Genomic DNA, 24,246 nt, shown 5'->3' with positions numbered 1-24,246 from the left:
ATGGCTGACCGTCGTTATCTTATACTCTGAAGGGGATTGTACATTGAATTTAACTGAAAAGTAAGGTATTCTAAAGAAAATGAAAGAGGAGTAAAATCGCGTGTCAAAAAATAAAAACTTTAAGAAAAATCAAGAAGTAGTGGGACTCGTTGAAGATTTAACTTCAGAAGGGTTAGGCGTGATTCGGGTGGACGGTTTTCCATTATTCGTTGAAGGCGCGATACCTGGAGAAATTGTTCATGCCAAAATCATGAAAGCGACCAAAAACTTCGGTTTCGCTCGCTTAGTTGAAATAGAAAATCCGGCTTATGATCGTCGAGAAATTATCGACCCCATCGGTCGTCAAATCGGTACGATGACCTTGCAACATATGAGTTATGATTTACAACTGGCCTTTAAGCAAGAAACAGTGCGAAATGCCTTTCGTAAATTAGGCGGTTTTAAAAATATTGACGTGCGCATGACTTTAGGAATGAGTCATCCATGGGAATATCGTAATAAAGCACAAATTCCGACTAGAATGGTGGATGGTCAGTTAGAGACAGGATTTTTTAGAAAGAATACGCATGATTTAATCCCAGTTGAAAATTTTTATATTCAGCATCATGAGATTGACCGCGCGATTGTGGTAGTAAAAAATATTTTACGTCAATTTAAAGTCGAAGCTTATAATGAGGAAAAACATTCTGGTATGATGCGCCATATCATTGTCAAACGTGGACATTATACGGGTGAGATGATGGTGATTCTCGTTATCAATCAAAAAACAATGCCGCAAGCAGAAGCAATTGCCAAAGAAATTATGGTGCAATTACCTGAAGTTGTATCGGTGATATTGAATGTCCAAGATAAAAAGACCAATGTCATTATGGGACCAGAGTCCCGCGTATTGGCGGGTGAAGGTGAGTATCGCGATCAAATGTTAGGCAAGCAATTCTTTATTTCGGCTTATTCATTCTATCAAGTGAATACCCCACAAGCAGAAGTGCTTTACCAAGAAGCGATTAAAGCAGCAGCAATTAAAGACACTGACACCGTATTAGATGCTTATTGTGGCATTGGGACTATTTCCTTAGCCCTAGCGGATCATGCCAAACAAGTTTATGCCATGGAAATTGTTCCACAAGCAATTGAAATGGCTAAGAAAAATGCTGAGTATAATTATGTCGACAATGTGATTTTTGAAGCAGGAAAAGCTGAAGAAGTTCTCCCAAAATGGAACCAAGAAGGCGTTCAATTTGATGTCGTGGTCGTCGACCCACCACGTAAGGGATTAGACCCTGAATTTGTTAAAAGTGTCATTGAACAAGCACCGGAACGTATCGCTTATGTCAGCTGCAACCCAGCAAATTGTGCTAGAGATTGCCGATTATTTGCGGATGCCGGCTACAGATTGGAATATGTGCAGCCAGTTGATTTATTCCCGCAGACCGTGCATGTGGAAGCTATAGCGTTGATACAAAAGATGTAAATTTAGAAATCCTGCATTTTAAGCAGTTTTATAAGCGTTTTGTCTTCGATAAAGATGAAGAAGGATACGTCAAAAAGACTCAAAAAAACTACATGAACGTAAGAGTAGTTTTGCAACTGGTATGAGGAAACACAAAAAAATATAATTAACTCATTTTGTACTTTCTACAAGAGTAGCTTAAAAGGCTGCTCTTTTTTTCTAAGAAGTGAGTGTATATAAATTTTAAATATAACTAATAATACAAAATCTGATCTCTGAAATCAGAAGTCCAGACTTCCGAAAATCGGAATTTAAGAACTACGAATAACAGATTTCTAGAATTCGAAAATCGGAGAGTAACTATAATAATATTAGTAATATTGAGTTAAGAAAGAATAATTTTAGAAAGGGAGTAAGGATTCGTTACATCCTTTTCAAAATATGAAACATTCACAAGCCGACTTTACATATTCGCTTTTATAACATATAATAAAAGCGTAAACGAGAGGAGGCAGACTATGGATACGCTTAAAGAATATATACAAGAAAATTTAGTAATCACCAACAAAGAAGCAGAAGAACTTGGATATAGTAGGCATAATTTATCTGAATTAACAAAAATCGGACAATTAGAAAGATTAAGACCAGGTCTATATCAATTAAAAGGAAAAATAATAGACGATTTTGTTTTAATATCATCAAATAGCAATCGAATTATATTTTCCCATCAAACAGCCCTATACCTCCACGACCTATCCGATAGGACTCCAAATGTATTTCATATATCTGTACCCCAAGGCTACAATGCCAGCCATATCAAAAAGAGGTACGAAGATCTACAAGTTCACTATGTAAAAAAAGACCTATACGAAATTGGAAAGACAGAAATAAAATCACCACAAGGCAACCTTATTCCAGTTTACGATATAGATCGAACAATTTGCGATATCATAATCGAAAGAGAAAAAATAGATAAACAGATTTTTACAGAAGCCTTAAAAAGATACTTTAAATCAACAAATAAAAATCTAAGACGACTCATAAAATACAGTAGACTATTTAAAATAGAAGATGAAATTAGAAAATACATGGAGGTATTATCGTGATTAATATCGAGAGTATAAAGGGAAAGATAAGGAGCTTGGCAGAGAAGAAAAATCTAAAGTCGCAAGAAGTTCTTCAAATATATTTTTTCGAAAGATTTTTAGAAAGGCTATCTAAATCAAAGTACAAAAATAATTTTGTAATAAAGGGAGGATTCTTAATATCTTCCTTAATTGGTATTGAAAATAGAACAACTATGGACATGGACACAACCATAAAAGGCATAGCCCTAAAAGAAGAGAAAATAAAAGACATTGTAGAAGAAATTATAAATATCAATGTAGAAGATGGAATAAGATTTGAAATAAAAGACATCTCTTATATAAGAGAAGAAGATGAGTATGAAAACTTTAGAATTTCACTAATAGCAAATGTTGGGAAAACTAAAAACCCAATGAAACTAGACTTAACAACAGGAGATGCAATAACACCAAGGGAAATAGAATATACCTATCCCTGTATCTTTAGCAAAGAAAATATAAAAATAATGGCATATCCATTAGAAACAATATTAGCAGAAAAATACGAAACCATAATCAGAAGAAATATAACGACAACACGAATGAGAGACTTTTACGACTTATACACCCTCTACAAACTAAAAAAAGATGAGATAGATTATAAAATTTTAAAAGAAGCAATAGAAAGAACTTCCTACAAAAGAGGAAGTCAGGAGGAAATGCAATACTATGAGGAAATAATTGAGGACATAAAAGAAGATTCATACCTAAGATTCTTGTGGGAAGTATATCTCAGTGAAAATAAGTATATTGGGGATTTGAGCTTTGATAAGGTTGTTGATGTAGTGAGAATCGTCTCGAAAACAACAAGTTGATGTAAGTAGACAAAGGATTTTTAGGAAAATAAATATAAAAGAAAAGTTTGATTTAGAAGGTAAAGAGGAGTATTAAAATGATTTTAAAAAAGATGAAAGTCAAAAACTTTAGATTATTTTGATTGTCAAATTAAGCTAGAATTTTTACCTAACACATAATACGTTTGCTTTTTTTCTAATTGATAATTAAAATGGTTGTTCGAAAGTTCAAGTATAAATTAGCCACTGACTTTAAGGTTTCCACAACGTCAGATTTGTGGCAAGTGTAGTGAGTCAGATTGATGCATTAAATCGTTAGAGCTTGACTTGGATGCTCCGGTATGATACTCGCGAATAGCGAGTTGGGGAAAGGGTTTGGGTAGAAGACCCAAAAAGCATCCCCAAATCATCATGCCGGGCTAGGCACCAAGTCAAGCTCTAACAATCAGGTGCCTTACGCAATGGATTCACTGTCTTAACAAACACATTGTGTGCATTAGAAAGCATCTATCCATCCAAGTTCCTTACAACAATCGATAAAAACTTCAATTGGCGTTCGATAACCTAATGATTTTCGTGGAATTTCATTGCGGAAATGAGCTGTTTGGCTGAGTATTTCCTGCGATATATCGGTAAAATCCATCCCCTTAGATAACCCATCTCTTCGAAGTAGTCCATTAGAGTGTTCATTTAAGCCGCGTTGTGACGGACAACCGGGATCAGCAAAGTAAATATTGATGTCATTGACATTTGAAATGGCTTGCCAATCAGAAAATTCTTTTCCACAATCAAACGTAATGGATTTAAATAAATTTCTCGGTAAATAAGCAAACCAGTTATCACAAGCGATTCGCACATCACTTGCTTTGCGACTGTTAATTTTTATCGGGATGATGAGTTTACTGATTCTTTCGACCAGTGTTAGGACTGCACTCTTATGGTCTTTTCCGACAATAGTGTCACCTTCTAGATGTCCAAATTCTTTCTCATATTGTGGATTTTCTTTTTGACGATCTTCGATGGTGCGTCTAAAGTGTTGTTTACCTCTTTTTTCCTGATACCCATTAGGTTTTCTCTTACCTTTCATCGGTAAAGTTGAGGGATCAAAGAGTTCCGAGTCTTTAAAACGACGATAAAGTGTTCGAGCTGTACATCCTAATGGGAGTTCATTCCGACCAATGATGACGTCAGGAGACCACCCCTGGTCCACTTTTTTCTTAATATATGTGATTTGTTTAGTGTTAAAGACCTTCTTTTTGGCACCACAGCGTGATTTATTCTCTTTATATTGATCGTAGTATTCCTGAATATTACCACTATTTTTAAGAAAATTAACGACGTTATAAATGGTTTGGATGGCCCGATTTAATTTTTTAGCGATATCCGTTACTTTTTTACCGCTATCGTAATAATTTTCTATCCAAATCAATTCTTTCATGGTAAGATGTGTATAAGCCATTTGTATGTACTCCTTCCTTAGCATGTGATTTTATGTTTAGGATACCATACAAATGGCCTATTTATTTTTCTAGCTTAATTTTACTATCCAAGTTATTAAAAAATTTTGAGTTAAATTTTAAAGATGAATTGTCGCTAGTTATAGGCAAAAATAATTGTGGAAAAACATCATCTATTATTGTTTTAGATAAAATGCTAAATTCATCTAAATTATTTTGGGAAGATATAAATTTAGAATGCCAGAAAGATCTCTATAAAAAAATAATTGGTTTTGATATAACAAAGCTGGATGAAGTTCAATTATTAGAAAATATTAATATGCAATTATTCATTGAGTATAATGATAATGATTCATATGAGAATATTCAAAAATTCATGATGGACTTAAATCCAGATAATAACATAATAGTTTTAGAATTTATTTCGGTAATAGCTGCAAAAAAAATCATAGAATTAAAAAACATTATTAGTGAAAAAAATATTGAAGATTTTAAATCATTTTCCAAATTTATGAGTAAGAATTTTGCAAACTTCTTTGAAACGAAAAAATATTCAAGAGGGTTTGATGTTGAAGCAAACAAAACAACGCAAGATAGATCAGAAGAAATTGATAATAAAGATATTCAAAAAGTCATTAAAGTGGCAGGAATAAGAGCTGATCGAGCGGTTTCTAATGATGATCGTAATCATGTTTTATCAGGTTTAACTGGTAAATATTTCAGTTCTTATAAAGCTGCAAAAGATGAAAGTGAATCGGTATTTACAAGACTTGAAGAAAAATTGGAGGAAGCCGATAAAGAATTATATAAGATTTACAATGGAGAAAAAAGTGAAGGTGAAGAACCCATTGATGGTATTTTTAGTGATGTTATAGATGTTATTAAAACTTATGGTGGTGCAGAAAATGGAATTGATATAGCAATAGAGTCATCTATTTCAGAGAAAAATTTATTGTCAGATAATACAAACTTAAGTTATAGACAAGGGGGAGATTATTCGCTTCCAGAAACATATAATGGATTGGGGTATTTGAATTTAATTGGTATTTTATTTGAGATTGAAACCAATATACAGGAATTGTTTGAACAACCAGCAGATATAAATCTCTTATATATTGAAGAACCTGAAGCACATACACACCCTCAGTTACAGTATATATTTATAAGGAATATTAAATCTCATATCAAAGCACATAGAAATAAGTTGTTGAAAGAAAAGAATAAGCAGTTGCAGATTTTAATCACTTCGCATTCATCACATATAGTTTCTGAATGTAACTTTGATGACATTATATATTTGAAGAAAAACGGGAATACGGTCATAGCTAAGAGCTTTAATTCTTTAAAAGAAGAGTATGGTGGAGATGAACAGAAAGGATTTAAGTTTGTAAAACAATATCTGACAATGAATAGAAGTGAACTTTTCTTTGCGGATAAAGCTATTTGTATAGAAGGAGATACCGAACGAATTTTAATGCCAGTGATGATGCATAAAATTGATAATAAAGAAAAGCCAAGAGCAGATATTATACCACTATTATCACAGAATATTTCTATAATAGAAGTTGGAGCGCATTCTCATATATTTATGCCTTTATTTTCCTTTTTAGGAACAAAAGTTTTGTTTGTTACGGATATTGACTCTGTTAAAGCTGAAAAGAAAATAGATAAAAATGGAAAAGAAAGAACTGTATATACGAGTTGTCACCCCGATGAGGGAACACATACAAGTAACGCATCAATAAAAGAATTTTTTAAAGATACTGGAATTGATACATCGAATAATCAATTTAAGGAACTTGTAGGGAAAAATGCTGAGGATAAAATTAAAGATAATATGAGAATGGCCTATCAAATACCAGAATCTTATGGTGAGTATCAAGCGAGTAGTTTTGAAGATGCATTTATAGCACTAAATAAAGACTTTATATTAAAAAACAAAGAAGGATTTTATCAATATGGAGCTTTAAAAGATTTTTCGAATGATGAAATAGAAAATGGTGATTATTATAATTTTGCTTTGAATAATGTGAAAAAGAAATCGGCATTTGCATCAAGCTTATTGTATTTTGATAATGAGAATGGCGAAGAAGATGAAATATGGGCAGTTCCACATTATATTGAGGAGGGCTTATTATGGATACGCTAACATTGGAAAAAGAAGTATTAGAAGCTCTTCAATGTATAAAAAATGGTGAAAATTTTATTTTAGAAGGTGGAGCAGGTAGTGGAAAAACATACTCCTTAATTTCCTTAATAAATGCACTCACAGAGGAATCACCAGATATAAAGATAGTATGCATTACATATACAAATAATGCAGTTGCCGAAATTTTATCAAGAATAGAAAATGAGAATATTTGGGTTTCAACAATACATGAGTTTATATGGTCTCTTATCAGAAAATATCAGAATGAAATAAAAAATATTTTAGTTGAGCTTATTAACGATGATAATGAAAAGAACTTTAAAAAGCTTGGATAGTAAAATTAAGCTAGAAAAATAAATAGGCCATTTGTATGGTATCCTAAACATAAAATCACATGCTAAGGAAGGAGTACACACAAATGGCTTATACACATCTTACCATGAAAGAATTGATTTGGATAGAAAATTATTACGATAGCGGTAAAAAAGTAACGGATATCGCTAAAAAATTAAATCGGGCCATCCAAACCATTTATAACGTCGTTAATTTTCTTAAAAATAGTGGTAATATTCAGGAATACTACGATCAATATAAAGAGAATAAATCACGCTGTGGTGCCAAAAAGAAGGTCTTTAACACTAAACAAATCACATATATTAAGAAAAAAGTGGACCAGGGGTGGTCTCCTGACGTCATCATTGGTCGGAATGAACTCCCATTAGGATGTACAGCTCGAACACTTTATCGTCGTTTTAAAGACTCGGAACTCTTTGATCCCTCAACTTTACCGATGAAAGGTAAGAGAAAACCTAATGGGTATCAGGAAAAAAGAGGTAAACAACACTTTAGACGCACCATCGAAGATCGTCAAAAAGAAAATCCACAATATGAGAAAGAATTTGGACATCTAGAAGGTGACACTATTGTCGGAAAAGACCATAAGAGTGCAGTCCTAACACTGGTCGAAAGAATCAGTAAACTCATCATCCCGATAAAAATTAACAGTCGCAAAGCAAGTGATGTGCGAATCGCTTGTGATAACTGGTTTGCTTATTTACCGAGAAATATATTTAAATCCATTACGTTTGATTGTGGAAAAGAATTTTCTGATTGGCAAGCCATTTCAAATGTCAATGACATCAATATTTACTTTGCTGATCCCGGTTGTCCGTCACAGCGAGGTTTAAATGAACACTCTAATGGACTTCTTCGAAGAGATGGGTTATCTAAGGGGATGGATTTTACTGATATATCGCAGAAAACACTCAGCCAAACAGCCCATTTCCGCAATGAAATTCCACGAAAATCATTAGGTTATCGAACGCCAATTGAAGTTTTTATCGATTGTTGTAAGGAACTTGGATGGCTAGATGCTTTCTAATGCACACAATGTGTTTGTTAAGGCAGTGAATCCATTACGTACGGCACCTGATTGTTAGAGCTTGACTTGGTGCCTAGCCCGGCATGATGATTTGGGGATGCTTTTTGGGTCTCCTACCCAAATCCTTTCCCCAACTCGCTATCCGCGAGTATCATACCGGAGCATCCAAGTAAAGCTCTAACGATTTAATGCATCAATCTGACTCACTACACCTGCCACAAATTTAACTATGTGAAAAACTTAAAGTCAGTAGCTAATTTATACTTGAACTTTCGAACAAACATTTAAATTATCAATTAGACCAAAAGCCAACGTATTATGTGTTAGGTAAAAATTCTAGCTTAATTTGACAATCAAAAAAGCCAAAAGATTTTTCTGAGGATTTAATTTCTAAAGAATATTTCGAAAATCTTTATGTGGATTATGATGAGTATTATTCTGTAACGCCAAATGAAGAAAATAGAGTGAAAATCAGCCATAATCACATTTTGATTGTTGCAGAGAAAATGTTTAAGAAATATAAAAAAATAGCGGACATTTTAAAGGATATTGCAGATTGTATTTTTGTTGATGAATATCAGGATACAAGTCCTTTAGTTGCTGATAATTTACTAAAGCATCTTGAGCAAAGCGATAAGAAAAATGTAATTGGTTTTTTTGGAGATTCAATGCAGTCTATATATGACGACGGAGTTGGTAATTTAAATCAATATAATTTAACTAAAATAGTAAAGACGCAAAACCGAAGAAATCCAAGAGTTGTAATCGAAGTAGCCAATAAGTTTAGAGATGATGATATTGAGCAAAGACCTTCAGAAGATATAAATGCACCTAATATGGAAAATGGTACTATTAGAGAAGGTAGTATTAAATTTTTATATGGAACTGAAATAAATGATTTTATAAGTATAAAGGGGAAGAATATTTTTGAATCTTGGGATTTTTCTGATGGAAAACAAACAAAAGAGTTAAGGCTAACACATAAATATAATGCTGAAATGACTGGCTTTAAAGACTTATATGATCTATATAATGCTGATTTGATAACTAAGCTTATAAGTGGGATAAAGAAAAAAATTGATAAGGGAAATTTAGACTGTAATAAGACTTTGGGAGAAATAGCGTTAGAGGTAAAACCGACATATAACAAAGTGGAGCTGTTAGATCAAATTAACGGAAATGAAATTTATCAGTCAATATATAGTGTTTTAGAAGATATGTCATGGGAAGAAGCTTACGAAAAATGTAGAATCACTAAGGAATCACTCATGTCATATAAATTAAATGGAATGAGTGGTAGATATGAAGCTAATTCTTATAGAGATAGGATTTTACGCAGATTAGATATATTAGAGGAGATTATTGAATTATATGAGGCTAATAGATTTAATGATTTTCTGAGAATAACAAAATTTTCTATTCATAATAGAAATGATAAGATTTGCCTTAAGCAAGCAATTGATTATCTTGTAAGTGAAGATAATCAAACGATAGAAAATGTATTAAAATTTGCGGAAGTAAAAGGGTTACTCAAAGAAGATGAATTGTTTAGTGATTATATTTCAAATAAAGGGTTTTATTTATGGGAGAGAATAAAAAAGATAACATTTAATCAATATAGAAAAAGCGTTTTATATTTAAAAGAATTTTCACCAATTTGTACTCAACATAGTGTTAAAGGTAGTGAATATGACAATGTATTGCTTGTATTAGAGTCTGATTGGAATAAATATGACTTTAGAACATTATTTGGGAAAGGATCTCCGAACTCTAATGTTCAGAAACGTACAAAAAAATTATTTTATGTATGTATAACAAGAGCAAAAAAGAATTTAATAATATATATGCCTACTGATGATTCTGACATATTAGAAAAAGCTAAAGAGTATTTTGGAGAAGAAAATGTTATAGATCTCTCTTCGATTTAATTGAAAAGTAGGTACTATTTCTACTTATGTTTTATGCTGCTTTTTAATATTATTCTATAGAATGAAAAAAGATAATTACTATTTTTATTTTAAGAATACTCTTGCATGAGGGTATTCTTTTTTTATTGTATTTACTAGAATACTATATTTAAGTTCGGAAAGATATTTTTCAAATCATGTAGATTGATTTGAAAAATAAAAACATGATTATATTCATGAAAAATGCAGTATTTGATGTACCTAGTTTTTATTAAAAATGTAGAATTTCTCAGCTGGTATTTAATGTATTTATAAATTAAATTTTGACTTATATAATAAATTTCATTTTGATTTATTAAGAAGTAGGGAATGGATCTGCCATATTTCTCTTGATAACTTTTCTATCTGCTTATTCATAGATTCAATTTCATTCTTGTAAATAACACCAGTTGTATTAGTAGCTTTTGCAATCTGGTTTATATTATTTGTTGCATTTGAAAGTAGCCATTGGAGATCTCTAAATGGTTCTAGGTCTACTACATAAATTTCTTTCTCTAATACACATTTTCTAAGAAAATGGGACATAGTTTTGCAATTAGCAAGTTTCATTTTCTTTTCAAAAAATTTTTTCTCTTCATCTGTTAAATATATTTTAAGTTGCTTTTTTCTTTTTCTATTATCCATAGTATATCTCCTTATTATAAAATATTGGGGTCTTAGGGTTCTCCCTAACAAGGTAAAATTGATAAAAAAAGAAGCAGTCCATAAAGGGCTGCTCCATTAATTTTTTCGTAAGTGTCCGTACACTTACTGTGCTTGCTATTAAAGTTATAAGCGTTAAGTGTTTATTAGGTTTTATTAATTATGGCAAATTTCAAGTTTAAATTAGCCAGCGTACATCATCTCAAATGGTGATTTGTAGTTGAACATTCTTTTCGGATAATGATTAATCCAGTTTTCAATTTTCTTTACTTCTAATTCCGTTACATCTGTTGTTCCTTTAGGTAAAAACCGCCTTATTAGTCGATTGTGGTTTTCGTTTGTTCCCCGTTCATATGAACAATAGGGATGGGCATAATAAATATGCTCATAAGGAAAGACTTCATGCAGTCTAAAAAATTCAACACCATTATCCGCAGTAATTGATTTAATCGCATATTCATTGAGTATATCTAATAAAGCATTATTGACGGATGCCGCCTGTTTATTCGGAATCAGTCGAATAATTTGATGGCGTGTCCGACGATCGGTTAATACGAGTAAACATTTATTGGTCTTGCGCGTTAGAATCACGGTGTCAATTTCATAATGACCGTACTCACCACGCTGATTAATGACTTCCGGACGCATTTCTATGGATTGACCTTTCACTCTAAATTGCGAGCTAGTATTCTTACGTTTTTTCTTTGATTTACGTGGATAAAGTAAGTCATTCGATGTTAAACCTAAATGTCCGTTATGAATCCAATAGTAAATCGTTGAAACAGGAACGTTGACAAGATTAGAATGAACGATCATTTCTGGTGAATATTTCATTTCGGTCAGAAAATGAACGAGTGTTTCTTTGGTTTCCTTATCAAGTGACACTTTGCGGCCACACTTGTCACGCTGTTTTAAATACTGAGAATGAGCATACTCAGCAGAATAAATCTTTTTGAAGCGACCTTTTCTCACTTGTTGAAGCACAAGCCCTCTTTTGATTTCATTATGAATCGTTTGAGGGGCTTTATCTAGAAGACGCGCAATTTCACGATTAGACTTACCACTACGGTGCCAACGCTCAATATTATGACGATCGTCCAAGGTTAAATGTTTATTTCGGGTCTTGCTTTCTGCTGAAAATGAATTATAATGATGATACATCTTAAAACGTCCTTTATTTTGGTTTGGTTACTACAATAATAACGTTTTGAGATGTTTTTTTCTATACTTTTTTCTATACCGTAGCACTTGACTGAATCGTCGAATCGGGTGCGGGGTCACTCCCCGACCTTCCGCACTACGCTTAAATTTTCGGTCGAGTCATTTAGCTTACCCGATTCTCCCATTAAGTAAAGTGCTACTGTTGTATTGAAAGCCATAAAATAGTTCCCCTCCCAACCGCAACTAGCAGCTTTATTTTCAATCATAAAAATGGGGAGGATACACAATTTAAGTGGCTAATTTAATTTTAGAACTTTCAGTTTTATTAATTATATCGCATTTAAAAAAATTAATAAAGAAGTATAAGCGAAGCTATTGACAATGATTATCAGAGTTGATACAATAATACCGACAAGAGTGTCGGTTTGGAGGTTATTTATGAAATGAAAATGGAAGCTGATGAAAGAAAAAAGCAGATTAGACAAGTAGCTATTAAAGTCTTTTTGGATAAGGGATTTAGAAATACAGTTATGAATGACATTATGGAAGCTACTGGGCTTTCTAGAGGTGGCTTGTATCATCATTATGGTTCTACGCATGAAATCTTATACGACATTATGATGGAAGGTAATATAAATAGAAAAGATATTATTCAAAAATCAATTTATGATGAAGGATTAATATTAAGTCCACAGTTGTTTTCAAGAATGATTATAGACAAGATACTTGCAGATAATGATTATGTAAAGCTTTATGTTATGTTTTTATGTGAGTTAAAAGAAAATGATGATCTGAAAGAATTATATGTGAAAATAAAAAAAGAGTCCATACAAGTATTTAAAGAATTGTTTTCTACTTTGTTTAACGTGTTACCTTCTGATGAAACATTTGAATTTATGATTAATATTATGAATTCTGGATTGATGGCTGGCGAAATTTTGAATGCACGTGAGAATTTTACAAAAAATAAGATATATCTAACTGAAATGATAGAGACTTATTTTATAAATGTAATGAAAAAAGATGATGAAAGGAGTTAAATTTATGGATCTATTAAAAAAATACATTAAGAGAAATAAAGCACCATATTTTATTTCTGTCTTGTTTGCAATACTTGGAGTAATTTCAAATCTTTTTGTATATATTATTCTAAGTAAGATGATTATATCATTAATTGATGGTAGCCAAGATTTTTATTACTATATAAATAAAATTTTCTTTATACTTTTATGTCTTATAATCAAAGAAGTGTTTATGTTTTTGTCAACAATGATTTCTCATAAAACAGCCTATAAAATAATACGAGATATAAGAAAAAGCCTTATGGAAAAATTATTTAATATGCCATTAGGAGATATATTGAATGAATCTACTGGTAAGTTAAAAGACATAATTGTAAATCAAGTCGATAATACTGAAACAACATTGGCTCATATGATACCTGAGATGACAGCTAATTTAGTCGGACCTATAATATTATTTGTTTACATGTTAATTTTAGATTATAGACTAAGTTTAATATCTTTAATTCCATTAGTTATTGGTGGATTTTTTATGGCAGGACCGATGAAAAGAATGAAGGTAAAGTTTCCACAAGCAGTTAAAATTGGTCAAGATATGAATAATTCCGTGGTTGAATATATAAATGGAATAGAGGTTATTAAGACATTTAATCAAGGCGAAAAATCTTATAGAAAATACAGGGACAATGTGTATAAAAAGGCAAATTACTATTATGATTGGATGGGAGAAAATACAAGAGACTATGCGATAAGTATGTCTATTGCTCCAGTTGGTATTTTGACAATTATACCATTTGGTTTATATTTCTGTATGAATGGTTCACTAGATGGTGGTGTATTTTTAACATTGATAATTCTTTCTTTAGGGACTATCCAAAATATTATGAGAGTAATGACTTTTGAAGATGATATTGGAAGAATGTCAACTATTTTCGAGGAGATTAAAAATATACTTTCTGCGAGAGAATTATCTCATAAAAATGAAAATTTGGATATAAAAAATTATAATATAGAGATAAAAAACGTAGATTTTTCTTATGAAAAAGATAAGCAAGTCCTAAACAATATAAATATAAATATAGAAGAAGGAAGTGTGAATGCTTTAGTAGGCGAATCGGGTTCGGGAAAGTCGACTATTGCAAAACTAATTTCAGGATTTTGGGACGTAGATAGTGGTTCTATAAGTATAGGAAATGTAAATATCAAAGATATGTCCCTTGAAAAGTTATCTACTGTTATTTCCTATGTAGCACAAGATAATTTTCTTTTTGATATGTCAATTAAAGATAACATCAGAATAGGAAATAAAAATGCCAGTGATGAGGAAATAATTGAAGTATGTAAGAAAGCAGCCTGCCATGATTTTATAATGAACTTGTCAGATGGATATGATACAAGGGTAGGAGAAGCTGGTAAACATTTGTCTGGAGGAGAAAGGCAAAGAATATCAATTGCAAGAGCTATGATAAAGAATGCTCCAATAGTTATTTTAGACGAGGCTACCTCTTATATCGATCCTGAAAATGAAGCCTTGATTCAAGATGCAATATCAGAGCTTGTTAAAGGGAAAACTCTAATTATAATTGCCCATCGTTTAAAGACAATAACAGATGTAGATAATATATTTGTAATTAAAAATGGAGAACTTGCATGTAAAGGAAGTCATGAAGATCTTTTGAAGGAATCAAAAGATTATCACAATCTTTGGGAAACTGCCTTGAAAGGAGAAGAAAATGCTTAGTGTTTTTAAAAAAATATGGAATTTTTCTATTGAAGAACAAGTGTATCTAAAAAAATCAATCTTTGCTAATTTTTTCGGTTCTATTTTTAATTCTCTACAATTTGCAGCCATTTATTATGCGATTTTTGGGATAGTAAACAAGGATATAAGCTTTAAAACAATAGGAATATCAAGTTTATTTTTATTAATTAGTATAGCCGGAGTAATTATTTCAAAAAATTCCTCTATGCTCAAACAAACACATGCCGGATATTTTATGGCTGGACACAAGAGAATTGAATTAGGTGAAAAAATAAAAAAAGTTCCCATGGGATTCTTCTCAAGTTTAAGTTTAGGAAATTTAACAACTATTGCAACTACTAACTTAGATAATGTAGAGACTTGGGTTCCAACTTTGTGTATTATGGTTTTCGGTGGCATGCTTAATGCTATTGTTTTTATCTTATCCTTATTTTTGTTTTCTTATAAGATAGGTATTGTAGCAATAGTTGGTTCTATTGTATTTTTAATGATCATTGCTCGTATGCAAAAAAGGTCAAGTAAAAATGCAGATAAGATTCATGAGATTCAGGTATCACTTACCAAAGAAGTCTTATCAACATTGCAAGGAATGCAAATTATAAAATCATATAATCTACGAGGAAGTAATAATAAAAAACTTGACAAGAGCTTTGATAGTGCTAGTGAATATTCTTTTGATTTAGAAAAAACTATAATGCCATATAGTTTATTAGCTAAAATCATAATAGCTATAACAATTTGTTTGATGTTGTTTATTTCAATAAAATTATATTTTGTTGAAAATGGTCAAATAGTCAATACTATTATGATACTTATAGCAAGTTTTGTAATATTTGACGGACTTATTACATCTGGATCTGCTATTGCAATGCTAAGAATGGTTGAGAATGCAATAGATTCTTATTCTTATGTAAATGATATGGAAGATATGAAAGAAGGAAGTATTACAGAGCCAATAAAAAATCACAATATAGTCTTTAAAAATGTTTCTTTTTCTTATGATGATAGACCAATTTTAAAAAATGTATCAGCAGAGATAAAAGAAAATACCATGACTGCTATTGTAGGACCATCTGGATCTGGCAAGACTACATTTTGCAATCTTATTGCAAGATTTTGGGATGTAAATTCTGGCGAAATTTTAATAGGTGGAAAGAATATTAAGGACTATAAGATAGAAAACTTAATGAATTCTATTTCCATGGTATTTCAAGATGTATATCTCTTCGAAGACACTATTGAAAACAATATAAAATTTGGAAAACAAAATGCAAGCCATGAAGAAGTTGTAGAAGCTGCAAAGAAGGCAAGATGTCATGAATTTATAGAAGCTTTACCAGAAGGATATAACACTATCATTGGGGAAGGTGGAGCAAGCCTATCTGGTGGAGAAAAACAAAGAATCTCCATAGCCAGAGCCATGCTAAAAGATGCAGATATAATTATCTTTGATGAAGCCACTGCAAATATAGACCCAGAAAATGAAGATAAACTTAAAGAAGCAATAGAATCATTAACAAAGAATAAGACAGTAATAATGATTGCTCATAGGTTAAAGACAATTAGAAATGCTGACCAGATTTTAGTCTTAAAAGATGGAGAGATAGTAGAACGTGGAAATCACGAAGAACTGATTAAGAATGATGGACTTTATTCTGACCTTATAAATGCAAAAGCTAAGGCGGAATCATGGAAATTAAATAATTGATAGAAAGAAATATTAAAGTCTTTGAACAGGAAAATTTAGATTAGAGGATTTATGTCTAGTAGCATAAGTCCTCATTTTTTTATGCTTAAATTAATCATTGAAACTCAAAAATATTATAGAAAAATAAAAATTCTGGTTACCAAAGAGGGCAAATTTCACTTTATAAAGTGAGGGGTATTTTGTCATCTTTTTATAAAAACAAAAATACTTTGAAGTGTCAATATTCTTGAAGTTGCTTATGTGGAATTAGCATATTTCAGATTTAATCCACTTACCAAGGTAAAAAAGTTAACTTGCATAGGAGGTTAAAATGCAAGCAATAAAGATTTATAGTATGAGAGTTGCTATGTTATGTAGACTTTATGATCTTAAATTAATTAATGATAAGGAATATACAAAAATTAAGAACAGGTTAGAAAATGATTATAAGAAGATAGATAGAAAGTAATTAATCTTGTGATATAATAACACTGTAGAAAGATACAAAATGGGAAGGAGGTAAAATGAATACTAAAGCAAAAGTAATAAAAACTTCAAATACTGGAGCTAGAAATAGAAATGCACTAGATTTAGAATTAAAACGTGTTGCAGCGTATTGTAGAGTAAGTACAGATAGCAAAGACCAACTTGAATCATATAAATCGCAAGTGTTTATGGCAAACTAAAAATGTAGGTTATGGCACTTCTTTTATGCATGTCCTATAGGGCCATGCATAAAAGAAAAAGCCACTTGCTAACAACTCAATAATTAACTACACTTCCTGTTGGACCCATTATTCTGGCAGGAGGTAGATTAGGAGTGTTAGAAGTGACTGAAATTAATTATATCAGACAACAAGTGAACGGAAAAGGGCATACATATGCAGAGGTTGCGAGAAGAACAAATAGAGACCCAAGAACCGTACAGAAATATGCGGATCTAGATGAATTCCAACCTGAATTGAAAGGAAGGAAACATCAACCCTCTCCGGTTATGGATCCGGTGAAAGAGATTGTGGATCAGTGGTTGAGGGAAGATTTGAAGAAGAAAAAGAAATATCGGAGAACTGCGAAGCGTATTTGGGAGTTATTAAAGGAAGAGTGTGGATTTAAAGGTTCAGACCGAACGGTGAGAGCATATGTCTCTAAGCGGAAAATAGAATTACTTGAAGAGATGGAAGCAAACGATGAGGCAGCTCTTCCGTTAGAAGCAAGTCCAGGGGATGCCCAGGTAGACTTTGGAGAGGCACCGTTTAAGGTAGAGGGAGAAGTCATAGAACTTCCGTATCTGGTTATGTCTTTCCCGTACAGTAATGCATTTCTGGTTCAGGTGTTTGAGTCCCAGAATCAAGACTGTTTCTTGGAAGGCATGAAACGATTCTTTCATCACCTTGGGGGTGTACCTAGAAGAGTTCGTTTTGATAACTTATCACCTGCGGTGAAAAAGATTCTTCCTCATGGAAGACGTGAACTGACGGAGGGATTTGAAAGGTTTGTCTTACACTACGGTTTCGAATATGAATTTTGTAATCCAGGTTCAGGGAATGAAAAAGGTCATGTGGAAGCAATGGTTAAGTATGTTCGTAATAATTTCTTCTTACCAGAACGAAGAGTATTTCAATTAGACGAATTCAATACCAAGTTGTGGGGAGAAGCTGAAAAAGATCGTCATCGCCAACATTATGAGAAAAAGGAAGAAATCAGTAAATTATTCGAAGAAGATAAGCATGCATTTTTACACTTACCGGCCAAGGAGTATAGTTGTGTACGCTATGAAACTTTGAAAGCTGATAAATATGGGTTTGTCCAAGTGGATACAAAAAAATACTCCACTTCCCCACGTTACGCAAAACAAAAAGTCTTGGTGGCAATCACATATGATCAAGTTACTATCCTTTCGGATAGATACGAAAAAATTGTAAGACATAACCGAATCTACGGAAATGCATCAAAATCAATGGTATGGCAACCCTACCTATCTCTTATGGCCACAAGGCCAACAGCTTTGAAATATACGACGTTCTATGGCCAATTACCGGAACGCTGGCGAAGCTATTTGAATGAATGCACCGTTGAGGAGAAGAAAGAAGCTCTCAAACTATTATCAACATTACTGAAAGAACATAGTTTAGAAAAGGCAACAGAAGCGTTGGAGATAGCTTCTAAAAGGAGCCATCCATCTTCCGAATCAATCAAACAGGTTTTCCATCAACTTATTCACGGGCGAGGTTATCGTGATACGTTGGAGATGAAGCCTAGCATCCCAGTCATGCCAGTCGCTGAGCGAGGGATTAAGAAATATGATGTCTTCTTTTCCTCTGAAAGGAGGCAGGCATAATGCATGAAATGATTCAGGAGTACGCAAAGCGATTAAAACTCAGCTGGATTCGTGAGAATTTCCATACGGTGAACATAGAAGATCCTCAACAATACTTATTAACACTTTTTGAAAAGGAAGTGGAACAGCGTGAGGAGCGTAAGATAAACCTATTATTCAAAACGGCAACGCTGCCGAACGTGTCTGGTAATCCTTTTGATTGGACAGATATTCAATTGGGTCAGGGGTTAAGTCAAGAATCGGTATTAGAAGGAGAATTTATCGAGGCAAAGGAAAATATGATTTTTTATGGTGGAGTAGGTGCAGGTAAAACCTACCTCTCTACGCTCATAGGAATCAATGTCATACAGAAGTATGGCAAGCGAGTGAAGTTCTATACCGTTGCTTCATTGGCAAATGAGCTGTTGGAAGCGAATGAAAAAGGTACGTTGACCAGGCTGTTTAACAGAATAGATAAGCTTGATCTATTAATATTAGATGAGCTAGGCTATATTCCATTGCATAAGCAAGGTGCAGAACTACTGTTTCAAGTGATATCTATGTGTTATGAAAAACGGAGCATTATCATTACTACCAATCTTCAATTCGGACAGTGGAACCATGTCTTTGGCGATCCGATTCTAACGGAAGCCGTAGTGGATCGCCTAATCCACCACTCCCACCTCATTCTGTTTGGGGGTGAAAGTAAACGAATGAAAGAGTCTATGATGATGAAAAATTAGAGGTTGGCAAGTGGTTTACAAAAAGGGCTGCCGTTTCATACATTTTACACTTGCCAAATACATCGCAAGTTGATTATTACACAAATCTAATAAAAAATAATAAGAACTGGACTTTGGCTGGTATATATGCAGATGAAGCGACAACAGGAACAACTGCTACTAAAAGAGCAGATTTTATGAGACTAATAAGTGATTGCCAAAATGGAGATATAGACATGATAATTACTAAATCTATATCAAGATTTGCTAGAAATACATTAGATACTTTAAAGTATGTAAGACTATTAAAGGAAAACAATGTTGGTGTAGTATTTGAAGAAGAAAATATAGATACTTTGACAATGGATGGAGAGCTATTACTAACAATATTAAGTTCAGTAGCTCAACAAGAAGTAGAAAATACCTCAGCCCATGTAAAAAAAGGACTGAAAATGAAAATGGAAAAAGGGGAGCTTATTGGCTTTCAAGGTTGCCTTGGATATGATTATGACCCTATAACAAAAAGCATCTCTATAAATGAAGAAGAAGCTAAAATTGTCAGATACATCTTTAAAAGATATTTAGAGGGCAATGGTGGCTCAGTCATTGGCAGGGAACTAGAAGAGCAAGGATATCTCACTCCTAGAGGTAAAACAAAATGGTCTGATACTACAGTGTTAGGAATAATTAAGAATGAAAAGTATATTGGCGATATACTAATGGGAAAGACTTTTACAGTTGATCCCATAACAAAAAGAAGACTAGCAAACTTTGGTGAATTTGATAAATACCACATTGAAAATCATCATGAGCCAATTATATCAAAAGAAGATTTTGAAAAGGCACAAGAGATTAGACTCAGGAGAGCACAAAACAGAAACACAATTGCTAACAAGGATAGGAAAAGAGAAAAACTATCAAGACAATACGCTTTTTCAAGTATGCTGGAATGTGGATTTTGTGGTGAAATACTGTCAAGAAGAACTTGGCACACAAGTTCAATTTATAAAAAAATTAACTGGCAATGTGTAAAGTCAACAAAAAAAGGTAAAAAATATTGCCCTCATTCAAAAGGAATACAAGAAGCAGCAATAGAAAAAGCATTTGTTGAAAGCTATAGGCAATTATGCCATGCAGATTCAACAGTAATAGATGACTTTTTGAAAATTGTAGAAGAAGAAATAAATGATAATACTTTAGTCAAGGATCTGAAAAAGATAGAAAACCAATTAAACAGAATCATTAGTCAAGAAAGAAAGTTAGTTGATCTTCATTTAGAAGATAGTATAGACGAAGAAGTTTATGCTAAAAAGTATAAAAAACTAACAAAACAAAAAGAAGAATTACTTGATGAAAAGAAAACACTAGAGCTAACTATCAAAGATGAAGACTCTATTAAAGAAAGATTAAAACAATTTAAAAAGGTCTTAGAAAATAAAGAAATTATAGAGGAATTTAACAGAACAGTATTTGAAAGCATAGTTGATAAAGTCGTAGTGGGAAGAATTGATAAAGACGGAACAGTTCATCCTTATGACTTAACATTCTATTTCAAAACAGGAGTTAAAGATAGTCAAGATTCTAATAACTTTAAAGATAAAAGAAAAAATGCCAAAGTCAATGACATTAATAAATTGTGTTCCTACAAGAATGACGAGGATAAAAAATTATGTTCCCAATCAAAAGACAACGCATGTGGAGTGCGTAGTATTGATGCAAAAGGTGAAAGAGTAAAATGTTGTTATATCAGCTTTCTTAATGTGTGAGTCATATTCAGGAAGCTGAGATTTTTATTTAATTGTTTTAGGAAATAATGAAATTAAAAAGTATAGTTTAAAAATCTTAATGGGTTTAGGGAAACTGGTCCATTGATAGCTTTGATAGTTAAGATGTTAATGATTAATAACTGAACTATGTACGTTTCAAGCAGTATTATTAACTATCCATAAATACTTCTCTTAGTGTAAAATAACTGTTGGTCAGCTAAAAGCAAAAAAGATAATCCTCTGCTTGATTATTCCACGCTTTCAAGGCAGGCTGTAGCCAATTCAAGGCATCCCCTAGGCACCCCCTGTTTTAACCCCGAATCCGCACATCAAGGCAATCAATCCACGTTTGGAGTCCACCTTGGCCTTTCTTTTAGGTATAGTTATTTTGAAGACATCGTCTTCAAAATATTCTAAAAGGAGGCTGTTTTTAATGGCTAGAAAAATACCGGTCAAGTTGATTATGGAACTCAGAGAGCAAGGGCTCTCGAGAAACATGATTGCTAAGCCAAAAAGAGTCGGGCGTGATTCTGTCAGCGAAGTCTTTCGACGTGCGGATGAGTTAGATTTAACTTACGCAGATATCCAAAACATATCTGAACAAGAAGTTTATCAAAAATTCTTTCCCTCCAAGCACCAATCAGAGGCGCTCTATACCTTGCCTGATTACGATTATGTGCAAGAGGAACTTAAGCGTGTAGGTGTCACACTGAAGTTGTTGTGGACTGAGTATGTCGATGAATGTAAGAAGCAGAAAAGCATTGCAGTTGGATACAGTAAGTTTTGTGAAGACTACAATAAGCATATTGACCAATATAAGCTCACTAATCACTTAAAACATAAACCTGGAGTTTCTACTCAAGTGGATTGGGCTGGAGCGACAATGCAACTCTTAGACCCTGAAAGCGGGGCCTTTATTGAAGTGCATCTCTTTGTGGCTGTTCTACCTTATAGTCAATATACTTACGTTGAAGGAACCCTCGATATGACCAGTGATACTTGGATTCGTTGCCATGTTAACCTCTTTAATTTTCTGGGCGGTACAACCATTCGCCTGATTAGTGATAATCTAAAGACGGGGGTTATCTCACATCCTAAAGAAGGCGATATTATTTTGAATGCCCAGTATGAAGGTTTAGCTGATCATTATGTCATGGCGATTATGCCGACGGGCGTAAAGAAACCTAAACAAAAGGCTGCCGTTGAAGGAGGCGTCAATCAAACTGCGATGGCAGTTATTGCTCCTTTGAGAAATGAAATCTTTACTCGTCTTGACGAACTCAATGACGCTATCATGACACGTATCACACTCTTTAATGCAACACCGTTCCAAAAACGAGAAGGAAGTCGCAAACAAATTTTTGAAACCGTTGAACACCCAACCTTGCGCCCCTTGCCGTTGGTACCGTATGAAGTGGCAGAATGGGTCTATGGTCGCAAAGTAAAACTAGACTGTCACATTACTTTCCAAAAGAATAACTATTCCTGCCCTTACCAATATGTTCGCAAACAGGTGGATTTACGCGTGACAGATCGTCTCCTTGAGGTTTATTACAATCAAGAACGTATCGCGACTCATAAGCGCTTCCCAAGCTATTTAGAATATCAATTCTCGACAAGCCCTGAGCATTTGCCCGAACAATTCAATCGTCCTCAAGTGAATGATACCTTGCTGTTGAATCAAGCCAGAGCAATCGGACCCTTCACACACAAGGTGATTCAAAGAGTCTTTGAAACAGTACCATTAAAAGAACGAGGCTACCAACCCAGTCAATCCATTCTCAAATTAAGTCAATCTTTTTCGAATGAAGACCTTGAAACGGCTTGTCACATCGCCTTAGAGCGAATTCATTCCCCTAGATATCGTCATCTCTACGCCATCTTAACCAATCCAGTTCAAGCTCAATCCGAAGAGAACCACAAACCCGAGCCGCCAATGGGCTTTGTTAGAGGAGCAGCCTATTACGGAGGTGAAGATCATGATTAACAGTGAAAGTATCCGTAAGTTGAGACAGCTTGATTTAGAACCGCTAGTGAGTGCGCTAGAAATGCAGGAACTGGAGAATGATTCACTCACCCTGACCTTTGATGAACGACTCCAATTAGCGATTGATTATCTCTATCAAGAGAAATATAACAAGAAAGTCCATGGATTGATCAAACGGGCTAATTTCCGCTTGCCTGAAGCTGATGTCACCTCCATCTACTACGAGAAGCGAGAACTTAAACAACAAGTGATTCAAGAACTGGCTAGAGGAAATTATCTTCATCGGTATAGAAATGTCGTTTTTCAAGGATTCACAGGCTCTGGGAAAACATATTTAGCCTGCGCTCTAGGTAAAGAGGCTTGTAAGTTAGAAGTTCGAACCCGTTATATCCGACTTCCTGACCTTCTGGTCGAACGCGATGAAGCCACGCTTAAACCCAGTGGTATGAAAAAACTGATTACTAAATATTCGAACTATGGCCTGCTTATCTTGGATGAATGGTTGTTAGAAGACTTATCAGACGAGGATTTAAAGTTTATCTTTGAAATCACTGAGAAACGTTATCAATCAGGTTCAACTATCTTCTGCACTCAATTTAGGAAGAGCGACTGGCATCAACGACTAGGTGGTGGGGTTCATGCTGATGCGATTATGGACCGAATTGTTCATAACTCGGTGTGGTTAGATGCTGGACAATTGAATATGCGTGAACATTTTGCCAACCAAGAATAAAACTTCATTCATAGCCATGCTCCATGAGTATGGCTACTCTCTTGCCTTGAAGCGTGGACTCATTGCCTTGAATTGGCTACAGCCGGACTTGATGCTGCGTATAGGTGGGCTTGAGAGCGCGGAAT

General features: G+C 33.5%; 17 protein-coding genes and 2 pseudogenes. 16 read left to right on the top strand and 3 right to left on the bottom strand.

From position 1 onward, the window contains the following. Window positions 1-100 precede the first annotated feature (100 nt). The 3 genes from rlmD to CYJ72_RS05530 all read left to right on the top strand — a co-directional run bounded on the left by rlmD (window position 101) and on the right by CYJ72_RS05530 (window position 3,389). Window positions 101-1,471 carry a 23S rRNA (uracil(1939)-C(5))-methyltransferase RlmD gene (gene rlmD, locus CYJ72_RS05540; RefSeq protein ID WP_284630853.1) on the top strand — a complete coding sequence of 457 codons (1,371 nt, stop codon included), beginning with the start codon at window positions 101-103 and terminating at the stop codon, window positions 1,469-1,471. Window positions 1,472-1,968: 497 nt separating this feature from the next. Continuing rightward, entirely contained in the window at window positions 1,969-2,556 is a 588-nt protein-coding gene (locus CYJ72_RS05535; protein WP_284630852.1) for a type IV toxin-antitoxin system AbiEi family antitoxin domain-containing protein, read from the top strand. Continuing rightward, entirely contained in the window at window positions 2,553-3,389 is an 837-nt protein-coding gene (locus tag CYJ72_RS05530; RefSeq protein ID WP_284630851.1) for a nucleotidyl transferase AbiEii/AbiGii toxin family protein, read from the top strand. The genes CYJ72_RS05535 and CYJ72_RS05530 overlap by 4 nt, the downstream gene beginning before the upstream one ends. 475 nt (window positions 3,390-3,864) lie before the next feature. On the opposite strand, the gene CYJ72_RS05525 is transcribed toward CYJ72_RS05530, so the two are convergent. After that, on the bottom strand, window positions 3,865-4,827 hold the full coding sequence (locus CYJ72_RS05525) for an IS30 family transposase (protein ID WP_101975427.1): 963 nt from the start codon (window positions 4,825-4,827) through the stop codon (window positions 3,865-3,867). Between the two features lie 32 nt (window positions 4,828-4,859). On the opposite strand from CYJ72_RS05525, the gene CYJ72_RS05520 reads away from it, so the two are divergent. The 4 genes from CYJ72_RS05520 to CYJ72_RS05505 all read left to right on the top strand — a co-directional run bounded on the left by CYJ72_RS05520 (window position 4,860) and on the right by CYJ72_RS05505 (window position 10,283). Next, complete coding sequence (locus CYJ72_RS05520; protein ID WP_284630850.1) at window positions 4,860-6,974, top strand: AAA family ATPase; 2,115 nt, start codon at window positions 4,860-4,862, stop codon at window positions 6,972-6,974. Further along, window positions 6,962-7,309, top strand: coding sequence for a UvrD-helicase domain-containing protein (locus tag CYJ72_RS05515; RefSeq protein WP_284630849.1), 348 nt, complete (start codon window positions 6,962-6,964; stop codon window positions 7,307-7,309). Before CYJ72_RS05520 ends, CYJ72_RS05515 begins: the two co-directional genes overlap by 13 nt. Window positions 7,310-7,392: 83 nt before the next feature. Next, the gene (locus CYJ72_RS05510; protein WP_284629705.1) at window positions 7,393-8,355 is read left to right on the top strand and encodes an IS30 family transposase; all 963 of its coding nucleotides are present in this window, start codon (window positions 7,393-7,395) and stop codon (window positions 8,353-8,355) included. 386 nt (window positions 8,356-8,741) lie between these two features. Continuing rightward, complete coding sequence (locus tag CYJ72_RS05505; RefSeq protein ID WP_284630885.1) at window positions 8,742-10,283, top strand: UvrD-helicase domain-containing protein; 1,542 nt, start codon at window positions 8,742-8,744, stop codon at window positions 10,281-10,283. Window positions 10,284-10,604: 321 nt separating this feature from the next. Here the strand turns inward: CYJ72_RS05505 and CYJ72_RS05500 are convergent, their stop codons facing one another. Next, a complete protein-coding gene (locus CYJ72_RS05500; protein ID WP_027348131.1) occupies window positions 10,605-10,946 on the bottom strand; it encodes a plasmid mobilization protein in 342 nt (113 codons plus the stop codon). A 201-nt stretch (window positions 10,947-11,147) separates the two neighbouring features. Continuing rightward, window positions 11,148-12,125 (bottom strand): IS30 family transposase, encoded by a 978-nt coding sequence (locus tag CYJ72_RS05495; protein ID WP_284629657.1) that lies wholly within the window; start codon window positions 12,123-12,125, stop codon window positions 11,148-11,150. A gap of 443 nt (window positions 12,126-12,568) precedes the next feature. Here CYJ72_RS05495 and CYJ72_RS05490 point away from each other — a divergent pair, with 443 nt between their 5' ends. The 9 genes and pseudogenes from CYJ72_RS05490 (at window position 12,569) to CYJ72_RS05450 (ending at window position 24,121) form a co-directional block, all read left to right on the top strand. Continuing rightward, window positions 12,569-13,165 (top strand): TetR/AcrR family transcriptional regulator, encoded by a 597-nt coding sequence (locus CYJ72_RS05490; RefSeq protein ID WP_284630848.1) that lies wholly within the window; start codon window positions 12,569-12,571, stop codon window positions 13,163-13,165. 4 nt (window positions 13,166-13,169) lie between these two features. Beyond that, a complete protein-coding gene (locus tag CYJ72_RS05485; protein WP_284630847.1) occupies window positions 13,170-14,888 on the top strand; it encodes an ABC transporter ATP-binding protein in 1,719 nt (572 codons plus the stop codon). Continuing rightward, window positions 14,881-16,617 carry an ABC transporter ATP-binding protein gene (locus CYJ72_RS05480; RefSeq protein ID WP_284630846.1) on the top strand — a complete coding sequence of 579 codons (1,737 nt, stop codon included), beginning with the start codon at window positions 14,881-14,883 and terminating at the stop codon, window positions 16,615-16,617. Before CYJ72_RS05485 ends, CYJ72_RS05480 begins: the two co-directional genes overlap by 8 nt. Before the next feature lie 503 nt (window positions 16,618-17,120). Further along, window positions 17,121-17,267 (top strand): annotated as a pseudogene (locus tag CYJ72_RS05475) (recombinase family protein); the annotation flags it as partial. 149 nt (window positions 17,268-17,416) lie between these two features. Continuing rightward, window positions 17,417-18,934, top strand: coding sequence for an IS21 family transposase (istA, locus tag CYJ72_RS05470; protein WP_047186307.1), 1,518 nt, complete (start codon window positions 17,417-17,419; stop codon window positions 18,932-18,934). After that, window positions 18,934-19,656, top strand: a complete 723-nt coding sequence (gene istB / locus CYJ72_RS05465; protein WP_066125666.1) for an IS21-like element helper ATPase IstB — start codon at window positions 18,934-18,936, stop codon at window positions 19,654-19,656. Before istA (CYJ72_RS05470) ends, istB begins: the two co-directional genes overlap by 1 nt. Window positions 19,657-19,718: 62 nt before the next feature. Further along, window positions 19,719-21,401 (top strand): annotated as a pseudogene (locus CYJ72_RS05460) (recombinase family protein); the annotation flags it as partial. A 433-nt stretch (window positions 21,402-21,834) separates the two neighbouring features. Beyond that, window positions 21,835-23,388 (top strand): IS21 family transposase, encoded by a 1,554-nt coding sequence (gene istA, locus CYJ72_RS05455; RefSeq protein ID WP_284628645.1) that lies wholly within the window; start codon window positions 21,835-21,837, stop codon window positions 23,386-23,388. Continuing rightward, entirely contained in the window at window positions 23,381-24,121 is a 741-nt protein-coding gene (locus CYJ72_RS05450; RefSeq protein ID WP_284628647.1) for an ATP-binding protein, read from the top strand. Before istA (CYJ72_RS05455) ends, CYJ72_RS05450 begins: the two co-directional genes overlap by 8 nt. Window positions 24,122-24,246: the final 125 nt, after the last annotated feature.

It is taken from the genome of Globicatella sanguinis (assembly GCF_002847845.2).
Lineage (GTDB): Bacteria > Bacillota > Bacilli > Lactobacillales > Aerococcaceae > Globicatella > Globicatella sanguinis.
Note: the sequence above shows the minus strand (reverse complement) of the source record. Positions and strands in the feature narration are given on the sequence as shown.

What these genes read in the sequence shown, in the direction of transcription:
- CYJ72_RS05450 (WP_284628647.1), top strand. Translation starts at nt 23,381, where the DNA reads ATGATTAACAGTGAAAGTATCCGTAAGTTGAGACAGCTTGATTTAGAA.
- CYJ72_RS05485 (WP_284630847.1), top strand. Translation starts at nt 13,170, where the DNA reads ATGGATCTATTAAAAAAATACATTAAGAGAAATAAAGCACCATATTTT.
- CYJ72_RS05510 (WP_284629705.1), top strand. Translation starts at nt 7,393, where the DNA reads ATGGCTTATACACATCTTACCATGAAAGAATTGATTTGGATAGAAAAT.
- CYJ72_RS05500 (WP_027348131.1), bottom strand. Translation starts at nt 10,946, where the DNA reads ATGGATAATAGAAAAAGAAAAAAGCAACTTAAAATATATTTAACAGAT.
- istA (WP_284628645.1), top strand. Translation starts at nt 21,835, where the DNA reads ATGGCTAGAAAAATACCGGTCAAGTTGATTATGGAACTCAGAGAGCAA.
- CYJ72_RS05480 (WP_284630846.1), top strand. Translation starts at nt 14,881, where the DNA reads ATGCTTAGTGTTTTTAAAAAAATATGGAATTTTTCTATTGAAGAACAA.
- CYJ72_RS05520 (WP_284630850.1), top strand. Translation starts at nt 4,860, where the DNA reads ATGTTTAGGATACCATACAAATGGCCTATTTATTTTTCTAGCTTAATT.
- CYJ72_RS05525 (WP_101975427.1), bottom strand. Translation starts at nt 4,827, where the DNA reads ATGGCTTATACACATCTTACCATGAAAGAATTGATTTGGATAGAAAAT.
- CYJ72_RS05495 (WP_284629657.1), bottom strand. Translation starts at nt 12,125, where the DNA reads ATGTATCATCATTATAATTCATTTTCAGCAGAAAGCAAGACCCGAAAT.
- CYJ72_RS05490 (WP_284630848.1), top strand. Translation starts at nt 12,569, where the DNA reads ATGAAAATGGAAGCTGATGAAAGAAAAAAGCAGATTAGACAAGTAGCT.
- istB (WP_066125666.1), top strand. Translation starts at nt 18,934, where the DNA reads ATGCATGAAATGATTCAGGAGTACGCAAAGCGATTAAAACTCAGCTGG.
- CYJ72_RS05515 (WP_284630849.1), top strand. Translation starts at nt 6,962, where the DNA reads ATGGATACGCTAACATTGGAAAAAGAAGTATTAGAAGCTCTTCAATGT.
- CYJ72_RS05535 (WP_284630852.1), top strand. Translation starts at nt 1,969, where the DNA reads ATGGATACGCTTAAAGAATATATACAAGAAAATTTAGTAATCACCAAC.